At 46.2% G+C, this 13,743-nt stretch carries 10 protein-coding genes; 8 read left to right on the top strand and 2 right to left on the bottom strand.

Going from position 1 to position 13,743, the window contains the following annotated elements; all coding sequences use genetic code 11:
- Positions 1–4 precede the first annotated feature (4 nt).
- From GKS34_RS18295 to GKS34_RS18270, 6 genes are all read left to right on the top strand, one after another.
- The gene (locus GKS34_RS18295) at positions 5–1,477 is read left to right on the top strand and encodes a RagB/SusD family nutrient uptake outer membrane protein (protein WP_163386433.1); all 1,473 of its coding nucleotides are present in this window, start codon (positions 5–7) and stop codon (positions 1,475–1,477) included.
- A gap of 33 nt (positions 1,478–1,510) precedes the next feature.
- The gene (locus tag GKS34_RS18290) at positions 1,511–2,641 is read left to right on the top strand and encodes a sialidase family protein (protein WP_163386432.1); all 1,131 of its coding nucleotides are present in this window, start codon (positions 1,511–1,513) and stop codon (positions 2,639–2,641) included.
- A 144-nt stretch (positions 2,642–2,785) separates the two neighbouring features.
- A complete protein-coding gene (locus GKS34_RS18285) occupies positions 2,786–3,721 on the top strand; it encodes a dihydrodipicolinate synthase family protein (RefSeq protein ID WP_163386431.1) in 936 nt (311 codons plus the stop codon).
- Positions 3,722–3,743: 22 nt separating this feature from the next.
- On the top strand, positions 3,744–4,748 hold the full coding sequence (locus GKS34_RS18280; RefSeq protein ID WP_163386430.1) for a hypothetical protein: 1,005 nt from the start codon (positions 3,744–3,746) through the stop codon (positions 4,746–4,748).
- A 137-nt stretch (positions 4,749–4,885) separates the two neighbouring features.
- Positions 4,886–6,067: a sialidase family protein gene (locus GKS34_RS18275; RefSeq protein WP_163386429.1), complete on the top strand. Its 1,182-nt coding sequence runs from the start codon at positions 4,886–4,888 to the stop codon at positions 6,065–6,067.
- 92 nt (positions 6,068–6,159) lie between these two features.
- Positions 6,160–7,611, top strand: a complete 1,452-nt coding sequence (locus tag GKS34_RS18270) for a hypothetical protein (protein WP_163386428.1) — start codon at positions 6,160–6,162, stop codon at positions 7,609–7,611.
- 27 nt (positions 7,612–7,638) lie between these two features.
- On the opposite strand, the gene GKS34_RS18265 is transcribed toward GKS34_RS18270, so the two are convergent.
- Complete coding sequence (locus GKS34_RS18265; RefSeq protein WP_163386427.1) at positions 7,639–8,802, bottom strand: hypothetical protein; 1,164 nt, start codon at positions 8,800–8,802, stop codon at positions 7,639–7,641.
- 1,046 nt (positions 8,803–9,848) lie between these two features.
- On the opposite strand from GKS34_RS18265, the gene GKS34_RS18260 reads away from it, so the two are divergent.
- Entirely contained in the window at positions 9,849–10,991 is a 1,143-nt protein-coding gene (locus GKS34_RS18260) for a DUF4221 family protein (protein WP_163386426.1), read from the top strand.
- A 278-nt stretch (positions 10,992–11,269) separates the two neighbouring features.
- Here GKS34_RS18260 and GKS34_RS18255 read toward each other — a convergent pair whose 3' ends face one another.
- The gene (locus GKS34_RS18255; RefSeq protein WP_163386425.1) at positions 11,270–12,148 is read right to left on the bottom strand and encodes an AraC family transcriptional regulator; all 879 of its coding nucleotides are present in this window, start codon (positions 12,146–12,148) and stop codon (positions 11,270–11,272) included.
- Positions 12,149–12,772: 624 nt separating this feature from the next.
- On the opposite strand from GKS34_RS18255, the gene GKS34_RS18250 reads away from it, so the two are divergent.
- Complete coding sequence (locus tag GKS34_RS18250; RefSeq protein WP_163386424.1) at positions 12,773–13,741, top strand: 3-hydroxyacyl-CoA dehydrogenase family protein; 969 nt, start codon at positions 12,773–12,775, stop codon at positions 13,739–13,741.
- Positions 13,742–13,743: the final 2 nt, after the last annotated feature.

The following is a 13,743-nucleotide window of genomic DNA, read 5'->3' as shown; positions in this document are numbered from 1 at the left end:
AGCCATGAATCGAATAAAAAAATATATTCTAAGTAGCCTTATCCTTTTGATTGGATGGGGATGTACCGAAACCCTGGAAGTAGATCCTACTAGTGTGATTACCACCAATTCCTTTTGGAGATCAGAAAACGATGCTGAGGGAGCCCTGATGGGAATGTATGTGGAATTGAGAAGTCTTTCGCAGGGCTTGCACCAACTGGGAGAGCATCGAAGTGAAATTTTATCTCCAGGTCTATTCGGAGAGGGAGTTTTTATCCTACACCGGAATCAAATGAATGCCGATACTCCCGGGCACCCGGATTGGAGTGGTTTTTACCGGGTGATTAATACTGCAAACTTGATTTTAAAGTATGGACCGGAAATCACCTTCTCCTCCCAGGCTAAAAAAGACGAGATGTTGGCTCAGGCACATGCTATGCGGGCCTACCTCTATTTCGTTATGACTCGAACTTGGGGAGACTTGATTATCCGGGAAGAGCCCACCGAAGGCTTTGGTGCCGATGTTACGCAAAGGGAAAGATCCCCTCAATCTCAGGTGTTTCAATTGATTAAATCCGATTTGGAAGCAGCCCTACAGTTGTTTCCGGATCAGGAGTTTTCCATCGGTCGATCCGTATGGTCTAAACCTGCCACGAATGCGCTGAAAGGAGAAGTCTATCTATGGACAGCGAAACGAATGAATGGAGGAAACGAAGACCTGCAGACCGCCTTGGAAGCATTGAATGAAGTGGACCAGGCCGATGTGGCGCTTTTGGATGATTTTCAAGACGTATTTGCTTTTGATAACAAAGGAAATGAGGAAATTATCATGAGTATCAGGCACCAGGATCTGGAACCCGGAAATTACCTCTGGTTTATGTGGATTATAGGGGCTGGCGTTCCTAGCAACATAGACCAGGAAACCAGGGAAAAGATCTTTCCCATTGGAGGAGGACAAGGATTGATGGTGACCTCCGATTTAGTCCGAAATCAATTTGAAGAAGAAGATTCCAGAAGAGACGCTTCGTTTTTTGAGATTTACACAATCAACGAAGAGGGAGGCAGGGATTACCTCACCAATATTCAGCAAAAATTCCCGGGTACTATTATTGGAGGAAACCGGGTATTTTTGAGTGACCCCATTCTGTACCGCTACGCAGACGTATTATTAATGAAAGCGGAAGCCAAAAACGCCCTTGGAATGGATCCTTCTCCAGAAATCAACCAAATCAGGCAAAGAGCCTATGGGGATCAATTTGCCGGTAGGGAATTTGAAGATATGGGCAGAGAAGCCAATGATGAAGCCATCCTGAAGGAACGCTTGCTCGAATTAGTTCACGAAGGCAAAAGATGGTGGGACCTGGTACGTTTTGGTAAAGCATTTGAATTGGTTCCGGCGCTTCAGGACAGGGTAGGTGAAGATCATTTATTGCTTTTCCCGATTTCCAATTCCGTGTTGAGTCAGGAACCTCTGGTAGAACAAAATCCCGGATATTAATTTTAACATTTTCAAATACGAAACCGATAACAAATGATTCACACTTGGTTAGTAACTATTTCTCTGGCAGCATCCTATTTGCTGGGGCAACCTGCCATTGAAAAGGGAGACCCCTTGCCAAAGGAAAAGAAAACTGTCGAAGTTCTTCAGCGATTGGTGTCTATTGACAACGTTTGTGCCTGGCCCAATTTGACAAAATTGGATGATGGTAGCATCCATGCAAGTATATTTAACCAGCCCAGCCACGCGCGAAAAGAAGGGAGTGTGGAAGTATGGTCTACCACCGATGGAGGGCTTTTCTGGAAAAAGTCAGGGGTGGCGGTAGCACATGATAAAGGAACCAACCGCATGAACGTGGCGGCAGGAAAAAATGCAAAAGGGGAGTTAGTGGTCGTCGCGTCGGGTTGGGAATTAAAACCCGGTAAAACCGAAGATGAACGGATGGACTTGGTGCGCGTATTGCGTGCCTGGATTTCTATCTCGAACGATGGAGGTAAGAAATGGAAAACTTATAAAAATGGCTTTCCGAAAGCCCAAGAAGGTATGACCGAATTCATTCCTTTTGGGGATGTTTTGGAAGCCCTGGACGGCAGCCTGAGGGTACTTGCTTACGCTCAATCACTGGACAAGGAGGTCAACAAGGTATCCCTATTTAAAAGTGATGATCAGGGTAAATCCTGGAACTGGGTATCCCATATCAGCGATGCCAGCGGTCCCACCGCTTTTGCGGGGGGGCATAACGAAACAGCATTTTATCAAACTGGACCCAAAACCTGGATTGCCGCGGCAAGAAGGTGGAAAGCAGGAGCAGCCATGGATTTATTTATCAGCGAGGACGACGGTGCCAATTGGCAATACCTTCGACAATTAACGGAAGAAAACCAGCATCCAGGGCACATTACCGCTTTGGAAAATGGAGACTTGCTACTGACTTATGGCAATCGAATACCTGGTGAATTTGGAGTCGCGGTCAAATTCAGCTCGGATCAAGGTAAAACCTGGTCGGAGGAATACCTGGTAGTGGATGACTTGAAAAGCCGCGATTGTGGCTACCCTTCCAGCGTTCAGCTACCCGATGGCAGCATCATGACGGCTTATTATTCCAACGGAAATACGATACACGACCGGTATCACATGGGTACGGTTATTTGGAAAAAGCCATAATTGGCCGCTGAAATTGAGCACGAAGAAAACGTCCAACTTCGCAATGATTATAAAGCATGCGTGATTCTCCCGAAAGTCGGGACACGCGATCCCGATCTTCGGTACGGGACAAGTTTTGGCCTTTGAAAAGCAAATTAAAAACACATGAAACCACTTGGTGCGGACGAAATTGTGGGTGTTTGGGGTACGGTGCTGCTTCCAGTTCAGGAAAATGAATCCATCGATTGGGGCCTGCTGGACGAGGAAATCGCTCTCTTGATGGAGACGGGGCTTCACGGTATCTATACCAATGGCACTGCAGGGGAATTTTATAACCAGAGCGAATCGGAATTTGATACCCTTAGTGAAAAGGTGGCTGCTGCCGCGGAATTAAAGGGGATTCCCTTTCAATTGGGCTGTGCCCATCCGACACCAATTGCCTCCCTAGAGCGGGTAAAACGAGCAAAATCATTGCACCCGGGAGCATTGCAGATCATTTTACCCGACTGGGTGGCTCCCAATACGGTAGAATTGTTCCGTTATGTAGAAAAAATAGCCCTTGCAGCAGATCCTGTTGGTCTGGTACTTTACAATCCCCCACATGCAAAAAAGCGATTGAGACCGGAGGAATATCGGAATCTTTTGTTAGAGGGATTTCCCATCGTGGGATGCAAAACAGCCGGTGGGGATGAAAGCTGGTACAGAGAAATGAGCTCCCTTCCGCAACCCTTTTCCCATTTTATTCCCGGTCACCTGCTGACAACCGGTATGCAGCTTGGGGCCAAAGGGTCGTATTCCAATATTGCCTGCCTGCATCCAAAGGCTGCTCTAAAATGGTATCGGATGATAAAAGCAAACCTTCCGGAAGCAATAGAGTGGGAAGCTAAAATTAGCCTCTTTTTCCGGGAGGCCATCTTTCCCCTAATCCAAAAAGAAGGGTATTCCGATACCGCGGTGGATAAGTTTCTGGCTGCCATCGGAGGCTGGGGGAGGATAGGTACCCGGCTGCGTTGGCCTTATCAGGGAATACCGTTAGAGCTGGCCATGGAAAAAAGAAAGCAACTTGAGGGAATTCTCCCCGGTTTTTTTAGTATTGAATAAGAATAGTCTACACGAAACAACTATGAAACATCTATTTTTGACCCTGACCCTGATTGGACTAAGCCTCATAGCTGGCTTTGCACAGGACGATGAAACACCCACAGTAACAAAAATATGGGACGAAGCACCCCATAATGCCTTTCCGGACATGATCCGGTTTCGCGGAATGTTTTATGTATCCGTTCGGGAAGGGAATAACCATATGCCGGATAATAGCGGCAGGATCCGAATCATCCGTTCCAAAGATGGGGAGGAATGGGAAAGTGTAGGCTTGCTGGAAAAAGAAGGCATGGACGTTCGTGAAGCCCGGCTGTCTGTAACACCCGAGGGAAAAATCATGGTGTTGACCGCTGTGGGCATTTACGACCAAGGCTACAAGGAACTTTATCCCATGGTGGCTTTTTCGGATGAGGAAGGCGTCAATTATTCCTCCCTGCAACGGCCCGAATTAACCATGGAACCAGGTTTGGACTGGATTTGGAGCCTGACCTGGCATAAGGGAATAGGCTATGGAGTAATGTACACCATTAAAGAAGAAGGCTGGGAAACCCATCTCCTAAGCACACGGGACGGACTTCGGTTTGAAACAGTTTCGCAAATTGAAACGGCAGGGAACCCAAATGAATCCACGCTTCGGTTTGACGAAAACGATCAGCTTTATGTACTGGTAAGAAGGGAAACTGCAGATAAAATGGGAGTACTGGCCAAAAGTGAGTACCCTTACACCAATTGGAACTATACCAAACTTCCGGTACGACTGGGAGGTCCCAATTTTTTATTTTTTGGGAAAAACAATTTGTTGATCGGTACCCGGGATTACCGGGATACCGGTGCCAAAACCGTCCTTCACCGTACTGATCGGGATGGTAATATTGAAAAGACGATTGAATTTCCCAGCGGGGGGGATACCAGTTATCCTGGAATGCTGTACCACAAGAACAACCTGTGGCTGGTGTATTATTCCAGTCACGAGGAAAAGACCAGTCTTTACCTGTCAAAAATCCCACTGAAGTCGCTCCGGAAATAAAGGGGTATAGTCGACTCAAAACGACCCGCATCTGGCTATAGGATGCGGCTGTGTCTTGCTTCTGGTTTCATACCCATAAGGATAAGGAAATGGCCTTTTCCTCCTTTATTAAGTATTATGACTAATTAAATAGCATTATGAGAAAGAAAATTTCCCCAACCCTGATCCTATTATTGGTTGCCTTGTCGGCCTTTGCTCAGCAGCCTTCCTCTAGTGAAAACAACTTACCTGCAACCAAGATCCGGGATCTGGTCATCTACCAGGATTCCAATTACTACGCCACTTTTCCATCTATTGTGAGGAAAGCAGACGGAGAATTTCTCATTGCCTTTCGCCGTGCTCCGGACCGACGGGTAGTCTTTAGTGAAGATGGTAACAGCCATGTGGATCCCAACAGTTATTTGGTGAGCATGAGCTCCAAGGACGGGATTACCTGGGAAGGGGAACCGGAATTGATTTATGCCCACGATTTTGGGGGTTCACAGGATCCCTGTTTGTTGCGGCTTCGGGATGGTACGCTGCTTTGTGCGAGTTACGGCTGGGCCTTTTTGCAAGAGGATGGCCTGGAAAGCATTCCCGAACCCCACTTTCAAAACCGCAATGGGTCCGTTTTTCTGGGGGGATACCTGCTACGCTCCATAGATGGGGGAAGCCAATGGGCCGGACCCATTTATCCGCCACATATCGAGCCGGAGGTCCATGTGGATCCAATGGGAAATCCCATCCCCGCTTACAACAGGGGAGCCATGTACGAAGGGAAAAACGGACGGATCTATTGGATAGTGGCTGCCAATGACCGGATAAGCCCCCGCCGAACCTCCAATTACTTACTGGTTTCCGACGATAAGGGGAAAAATTGGGAGCACCTGTCCACCGTTGCCAGGGACGAGGAGGTGTTATTTAATGAAGCTTCTATCTACGAAACCCCCAAAGGGGATCTGGTGGCATTTATCCGTACCGCTAATTTCGAAGATCAGGCCGTTATTGCGAGGTCTACCGATGGAGGGAAAAGCTTTGGACAATGGCAGTCTATGGGTTTTCAGGGGCATCCCCTGCAGGCAACAAGGTTGCCAGATAACCGTGTACTTTTGGTCTATGGGTACCGGCACGAGCCCTATGGGATCAGGGCAAGGATCTTAAACCCGGAATGTACCGATTTCGCCACAGCCGAAGAAATTATTCTAAGAGAGGATGGCGGCAACGGAGACATCGGTTATCCCTGGGCAGTGGTTCTTGATGATCGCCATGCCCTGGTAACTTATTACTTTAATAAAGAAAACGGAACCCGGCACATAGCTGGTACTCTAATAGAATTTTAGGTAAGTTTATTATGCTTAATGAATTATGGCAATGAGTACAGGGGTATTTGTAAAGGTTAGTAGCCCGAATATGACCCAAAAGACCTTTATTTATGATGAAAAAATACCTATCCCATACCTTGATTATTCTGGCATTTGCCTCCTCGGAAGCATTTGGCCAAAAGGCTGAACCCTTGCAAATAGGTAGCGACAGAGAGCTATTTGTGGACCAATACCTGATCGAAACCCTTGACAAGGCAAGGGTTACCCTGCACCATCCCGAAGATAGGGGAAAGGTACTGGATTTTGACAAGCCATGGGAAGGCGCATTCTCTGCCTATGTGACCATTATTGAGAAGGATGGCTTTTTCAGAGCTTATTACAGGGGTGTTCCCACGGCTGGCAAAGATGGAAATAGCGCCGAAGTGACCTGCTATGCCGAATCAACGGATGGCATACACTGGGAAAAGCCCGTCCTGGGTATTTATGAAATAGAAGGAAGCAAAGACAACAATGTAATATTGGCCAATGCCGCTCCCATCACCCACAATTTCAGCCCCTTTCTGGACAGCAATCCGGCCGCCAAACCAAATGAAAAGTTCAAGGCACTGGGTGGCACTTCCAAAAGTGGCCTGGTTGCCTTCACCTCGGCAGACGGGAAAAACTGGAAGAAAGTCCAGGAGGAAGCCGTGTTTACCCAGGGAGTATTTGATTCTCAGAATGTATCCTTTTGGTCGGAAGAAGAACAGGTATATGTCTGTTATTTCCGCTCCTGGACCGGTAAGGGGTACAAAGGGTTCCGCTCGGTAAGCCGAACCACTTCTGAGGATTTTATCCATTGGACAGATCCAGAGCCGATGGGCTTCGGGAATACCCCTTATGAACACCTGTATACGCAGCAGACCAGTCCCTATTTTCGGGCTCCCCATATTTACCTGGCCATCGGTGCCCGTTTCATGCCCGACCGAAAGGTGGTTTCGGATGCGGAAGCCGAAAAATTAGGAGTGAATCCCAACTATTACAACGACTGCTCCGATGTCATCCTGATGTCGTCAAGGGGAGGTAACCATTATGACCGGCAATTTATGGAGTCCTTTATCCGGCCAGGCATCGGTTTGCAGAACTGGGTGTCGCGGTCCAACTACCCCGCATTGAATGTGGTGCAAACCGGAGAGACCGAAATGTCCATTTATGTGAATCAGGATTATGCCCAACCATCTGCCCACCTGCGCCGTTATGCCCTGCGTCTGGATGGATTTGCTTCTTTGTCGGCCGGATATGAAGGTGGGGAAATGCTTACCAAATCCTTTATATTTAAGGGCGAAAAGCTGGAACTCAATTATTCCACCTCTGCTGCCGGTGAAATCAGAATAGAACTGTTGGATGAAAATGGAAACAAAATTCCGGGCTATTCCATGGAGGAAGCCCAGCCGGTAATCGGTAATGAAATTTCCAGGGAGGTGTATTGGAATGGCAGCAGTGATGTCTCGGAGTTATCTGGAAAACCGATCCGTATGCGGGTGTACCTGAAAGATGCTGATTTGTTTGCTTTCAGGTTTCACTGACCGGATGATAAAATCCAACCGAACACATCACTTTTCAATCTTGCAAATGGCCACAAACCCAGCCTCATCATAATGGTTGAAATACCCGCCGAGATAAATTACTTCTTCGTGGAAATAGATTTTATCCACCCGGTTATTGGGTCCGGGAACGGTTCCATGCCAACTTTCACCATCCCAGATGGCGATATTTTCGGTAGATTCTCCGCCTGCGGAATTAAAGGCACCCCCGGCCCATAGCTGGTCCCCGATCACACACAAGTCCCTGCCAGCCAAATCAAAGGTGGAAGAAGATGGGTCGGTCATGTTAAGTCCCAAACCCAGAGCTATCCATTCAGAGCCGTTCCATTTGGCAATGTGGTTTGCCAGCATACCCCCGGCGGTGTTGAAAATACCGGTGGCGTATAACTCATCTTTATATACCGCCAAATCAAACACCTGACCGTCGATTCCTGCTCCGAAGTTGCTCCATCTGTCACCATTCCAGGTTGCGATACTTCTGGCACTTTCTCCTCCGGCAGTAGTAAAATCTCCGGCTACCACCAATTCTCCCCTGTACAGGATTTGTGTATGTGCGGGGCCATCCAGTCCGCTGCCCAACATGCGCCATCGTTCACCATTCCAACTGCCGATGTGCCTGGTAGGAATGTCCTGACTCCCAATTCCGGCAATGGTAAAATCTCCACCAACAATCAGGCTGCCCTGGTAGACCCCCAATGTGTTAACGGGGAGATTGAGTCCTTCACCCACTTCCTCCCAACCATTGCCATTCCATTTTACCAAATGCAGCGCCTCATCTTGTTTTGCGTGCATAAAATGGCCGCCAGCATAAAGAACTCCCTCGTGAACCAGTAAGGTAGGGGTCAGGTTGGGTAAGCCGCGGCCCATTTTCTTCCATTGGTTACCATCATAGGCACCCACATAATCCGCACCCATGCCATTAATTTGAGAAAATTCCCCGGATACGATTAATTGCTCTTCGAAAAACAGCATATCCCTCACACCATAGTTGATCGCTCCGCCACCGACAGAGGAGAGGGTCATGCCTTCAAAGGGCTTTTCTTCTGGGATTTCAGGTTCAATTTCTTCTTCCGGTTCCTCTTCATCGACCAGTGCTGGGACATCCGAAAAATCACCTCCCTCACATGCCATGACACCTATTGCTATCAAGGCCAACCAAGCTGTTTTTTTCATTTGTATAAAAGTTAATAATGACTAAAAATAATTGTTCACCAATCAAAAAGTCTGTCAAGATTCCCAATCCATAAAAATTCGAGGTTTGGAACCAGGTCGCTTTCCTAGGTTGTAAACTAGGTGCTAAATTAAGGACTTAATGATTAATTTTAAAATAGGAAGCCGTGATTTTTTTCCTTCTATTAAAAGGCAGGTAATTCGAAGGTATCCAAAGCTTCCCGGGGAAAAAATTTGAATGGCCGGATAAATGGTTTGGCTAAAGCCAGGTATGCTGTTACATTCCGGATTGCCTACCGCTAAAGCAGCAGGCGATTGATTCAAGGGGAAAGATTCTGAAATTTCAGAAGGGTTTTGGTTTATGAATATATATTCGGACATCCCGAAATCCACCCCCCCCCTCAATAGGAATGGGGCTTTAGCCCATTCAAAAATATAGCAATCCAATGTCCTGGGCTTTAGCCCAAATTTATGGTAGGACAAGTGTAGGGTATTCCAGATTTGGCTAAAGCCAGGGATGTGGACAATTATCCGATTGCTGGTTCCGAATCATAATGGATCTATCTTTAATCGAACAACCCTCAATAGAATTGGGCTTTAGCCCATTCCTAATTATGGATCTCCAATCCCCTGGCTTTAGCCAAAATTGCTGGGAAGAACACCAGCAAATCATTAGCCCCTTCAATAGGTAATTGCCCAATTCACGAGTTGAACTGTAAATTTGGATTTTAGGGTTTGGGGATAACGTTTTGGCTAAAGCCAATGATGCTGACACATTCCATTTTGCCTACAGCTAAAGCAGTAGGCAATTGATTCAAAGGGAATGATTCCAAAAATAGCAGAGGGATTTTGGCTTATTAATAAATTTCCAGACTCCCGCAATTTGAACCTACCTCAATAGGAATGTGGCTTTAGCCCATTCCACTTTATCTGTCCATGATTTGGGGTTAAAAATGGTTAAACTAAATCATTTTACTTCCATTATGTGCTTAAAATGAATAGGTTTAGGGAATGTTGCTTTACTTTTATTATATACACCTTTAAATCCAATGATCAACAGAACTTTCCTTGCCATTATACTTACTATAAGTTTTTCCTGTGGAAAATCGCAAGACTCCGCTAGCGTAGAATCAATTGTTTACAGTGTTGATTCCGTGGTAGTAGATTCCATGGGGGAGATTTTGTACTTGGAATACCTATTGCAGGTCTCGGATTACTGTCAGGAAGATGAGTTTCTGTATAACTACAGCGAATTTGACCACAGCATTGAAAAGATAGATCTGGACCGGCTGGAACTCGTGGACAAATATCCGCTTCAAAAAGAAGGCCCGGATGGCACCGGTTCATGGATCTCTTCGCTCAAAAGTATGGGAAATGGAAAATTGTTCCTGGCAGGGCAATATGGGGGCCATTTTAATTTAGAAGGTAGGCTGGTGAAAAAATTTGATTGGAATAATATTTCCCTCGCGCAGGGAGGAATGGATGACAAAGAAAATGTATACCAGCAAATGGCAAATCCCAGCTTTGATCACCTCGCCTTTGGATTGGTTACTGACCATTCGACAAATAGGATTTCATTAAAAAAGCTAAACATAGCTGACACCCTTATTTCCACATTTGAAATTGATCCTAATGGGAATTATAAAAAATACACACTTGGAGATCTGACAACTTATAATAAATGGGATCCCCGGGTCTTTATAACCAGTCAACAGGATGAGCTGATCGTATCCCATGAGTTTTCCAATGATTTTTATGTGTATTCTCCGGAATACGATGAACTTCAACAAGTGACCTATTCCTCCCAACACACACCAAGCAAGATAACAATAGCTACCGAAGGTGACGTTATAAATTCAATTGAGGACCGGATCAATGCCCTGGAATCTTATCACGAACAAGTAAGTTTTGGCCCCTTGGTTTTGGATCCGCAAAATGAAAGATATTATAGGCTTTCTTCCTCACGTACTTTTGGTGAGGAAAAAAGAGAGAGAAGGTTGCTCCATGAAACAACTAATATCGATGTATTTCTCAGTGTTTTTGACATGGAATTCAATCTGCTAAGTGAAACACCAATTCCTGAGCTTAATACCAACCCCTCTGCTAAATATTTTGTCAAGGACGGGATGTTGTGGGTGTTTCAGAACAGGGATGATGAAATGGGGTTTGTTAGGGTGGTCATAAGTGAATGAAATCATTTCATTATCCTGTATCCATTCCACGTGAGAGGCGGAGCATTTATGGTGAAATTGGGATTTTTAGTCTTTTGGGATAAACGGTTTGGCTAAAGCCAGGTATGCTGTTACATTCCATATTGCCTACAGCTAAAGCAGTAGGCAATTGAAAAAAAACACCCAATAGGAAATAGCCCATTCCAAAAAATAGAAATTCATACCCCCGGCTTTAACCAAAATTGAGCTTTTATACTCTTTTAACTAAATGCTCACCTCTAATCCTCAATTAAGAACAATCACGCCACCTCTTGCATGTTGACCATTTTCCGAAAATGCGTGGGCGTCATTTTTTTATACTTTTTGAATTGCCGGTTAAAGTTCGCCAGATTGTTAAACCCACATTCAAAAGCTACTTCCACGATATTCATATCCGTTTCCGAAAGCAATTTGCAGGCATGCCCCAGACGGACGGAATGCAGGTATTCCACAAAGGTAATGCGGTATTGTTCCTTGAAAAAATTGCAAAACGTGGTCACAGCCATATTGGCCATGGACGCCACTTCTGGTAGAGAAATATCCCGGTCGAAATTTTTATGGATATAGGCCTTGATTTTATCCAGCCGGTCCGATCCCTGCGGGTCCACCTGGTCCAGGTAGCCGGGACTGGCCAACAGTTCGTATTCCCGGGTTTGCGACAGGATGTCAAAAATGGAGAGCAAACTGGACAAGCGCTGAATACCATTCATATGGATCATTTCTTCCATTAGGGCGTTGATCCGGGCTTTGGTTCTGCCCTGAAGCGCCATGCCCCGATTGGCCAGCTTCAGGAAATTTCGCAGCGTCTCCATTTCCGGGATTTTCAGAAAATCTTCTCCAAGGAAATCTTCCTGAAAATGGATCACAATGGCCTCTGCCTCATAGTCAGCGGTGCCATTAACAAAGGAGGGCTCGTTGACCCAAACATGAGGCAAATAGGGACCCATGCAAACCAGATCCCCTTCCTGAAAATACCCAATATGGTCTCCCACCATCCGTCGTCCCTGACTTTTCAGTATCAGCACCAGTTCGTATTCCGGATGGTAATGCCAGGGGCAAGGAAAATATTGTCCCTTTTCCTTAAAGACGATAAAGGACTTGTCGAAATCCTGTGGCAATCTAACTTCTATCGATTTCATCTGTTTGTATTTTTTTCAGAGGTCAGGTGTAATCTCGCATGCTTTATAATCATCACTACCTGTGACGTTCTCGTCATGCCCGATTTCATGTGATCCTCCAATTTTTCTTATTAATATAATTTAAAGTATGATGAGATAAAAGTGAAAGGGATACCTGATGAAAAATAGTACCATAAATATAAAGAATAATAACAGTTCAGGATATTCCACCCATCACCTTTTTAGTGAAGTTTGCAAAAAATGCCCCAAGCAAATGGTCCTCACTTTTACCCAAACTGCTGATTTTCAATGCGCATTCCAGCAGGGGCTGAGTCGCCTCCTTTCTTCCCAAAGCCATTTCTTCTGAGCAGGAACCCAACCAGGAGAGAAGAATGTCCCAGATTCAGGGCATCTTATTTCATTTAAAAGCCAAAAATGATGCTTTACAGTGAATTTCGGAACATTCGGTACCCTATATCCGCTACCGCTCCCGACCCATGAAAGATAGTACCATGATTATAGATAATATGAATAGTGAGAATACAGGGATCCTGATAATTTTGACTACATGCCAAAGGGGCAGATCAGCAGGTTGGCTGCTGTCCGGGTTTTAATTGTAAATTTTTATTGAACGAACTGGGATTAATGATACATGAACGAGAGTTGGCCGGGCTTGAAGCCGGTGTGGTAGGGTTGGGGCTTATGGGAAGTAGCATCGCTGTGGCGCTGACCATTGCCGGTCATCCGGTTCGGGCGGTGGCCCCGTTAAAAAACGAGCTGACAGCAGCCAGAAAAACTATCCGGCAACTGCTGCAACATGCGGCTGGGTCGGGATTATTGCAGCATTCCCCGGAGTATTATTTAAACCGCATGACACTTTCGGAGGATTTTAAAATATTGAAAAACTGCAGCCTGGTGCAGGAATGTGTAGTGGAGGACAAAGCCATCAAAGCGGCCGTCTACGAAAAAATCAGCGCCCATACCCGAGAGCAGGCGGTCATTTCCAGCAATACCTCCGCCATTCCGGTGAGCTTACTACAGGAGCTGGTTCCGGATCCCGGGAGGTTTCTTGGCATTCATTGGGCGGAGCCGGCCTACCTGACCCGGTTTATGGAAATCACCCGGGGTAGGCAAACCCGGGATTCCGTGGCTTCCTGGGTAGTGGACCTGGCACATTGTTGGGGCAAGGAGCCGACATTTCTGCAAAAGGACATCCGTGGCTTCGTCACCAACCGCCTGATGTATGCCGTTTACCGGGAATTATTTACCTTAGTAGCAGCCGGCGAAACTACCATGGAGGATGCGGATAAGGCGTTTCGCTACGATGCGGGGTCCTGGATGAGCTTTATGGGCCTGTTCGAACGGATGGATCAGTTGGGACTGGAAGATTTTCTGGAAACCTTTAGTCGTTTGTTTCCTGAATTGGGGAATGCATCGGAAGTCCCGGAAATAATGCAGCAAATCGTCCGAAACAAAGCCCGGGGAACCCAGGAGGCCCGGGGACTGTATGCCTATACCCCAGAGGGGGCGGCGGCCTGGGAAAATGCCTTTGCGGAATTCAATAAAGAGATTTATCACCTGGCAGATCGGTACCAGGAGCTAAAAAATGGGTAGCC

Origin of the sequence: Cyclobacterium jeungdonense (assembly GCF_010994275.1) — a bacterium.
Taxonomy (GTDB): domain Bacteria; phylum Bacteroidota; class Bacteroidia; order Cytophagales; family Cyclobacteriaceae; genus Cyclobacterium; species Cyclobacterium jeungdonense.
Note: the sequence above shows the minus strand (reverse complement) of the source record. Positions and strands in the feature narration are given on the sequence as shown.

Excerpts from the sequence above, each read along its gene's own strand:
- GKS34_RS18295 (WP_163386433.1), top strand. The coding sequence starts at position 5 with ATGAATCGAATAAAAAAATATATTCTAAGTAGCCTTATCCTTTTGATT.
- GKS34_RS18290 (WP_163386432.1), top strand. The coding sequence starts at position 1,511 with ATGATTCACACTTGGTTAGTAACTATTTCTCTGGCAGCATCCTATTTG.
- GKS34_RS18285 (WP_163386431.1), top strand. The coding sequence starts at position 2,786 with ATGAAACCACTTGGTGCGGACGAAATTGTGGGTGTTTGGGGTACGGTG.
- GKS34_RS18280 (WP_163386430.1), top strand. The coding sequence starts at position 3,744 with ATGAAACATCTATTTTTGACCCTGACCCTGATTGGACTAAGCCTCATA.
- GKS34_RS18275 (WP_163386429.1), top strand. The coding sequence starts at position 4,886 with ATGAGAAAGAAAATTTCCCCAACCCTGATCCTATTATTGGTTGCCTTG.
- GKS34_RS18270 (WP_163386428.1), top strand. The coding sequence starts at position 6,160 with ATGATGAAAAAATACCTATCCCATACCTTGATTATTCTGGCATTTGCC.
- GKS34_RS18265 (WP_163386427.1), bottom strand. The coding sequence starts at position 8,802 with ATGAAAAAAACAGCTTGGTTGGCCTTGATAGCAATAGGTGTCATGGCA.
- GKS34_RS18260 (WP_163386426.1), top strand. The coding sequence starts at position 9,849 with ATGATCAACAGAACTTTCCTTGCCATTATACTTACTATAAGTTTTTCC.
- GKS34_RS18255 (WP_163386425.1), bottom strand. The coding sequence starts at position 12,148 with ATGAAATCGATAGAAGTTAGATTGCCACAGGATTTCGACAAGTCCTTT.
- GKS34_RS18250 (WP_163386424.1), top strand. The coding sequence starts at position 12,773 with ATGATACATGAACGAGAGTTGGCCGGGCTTGAAGCCGGTGTGGTAGGG.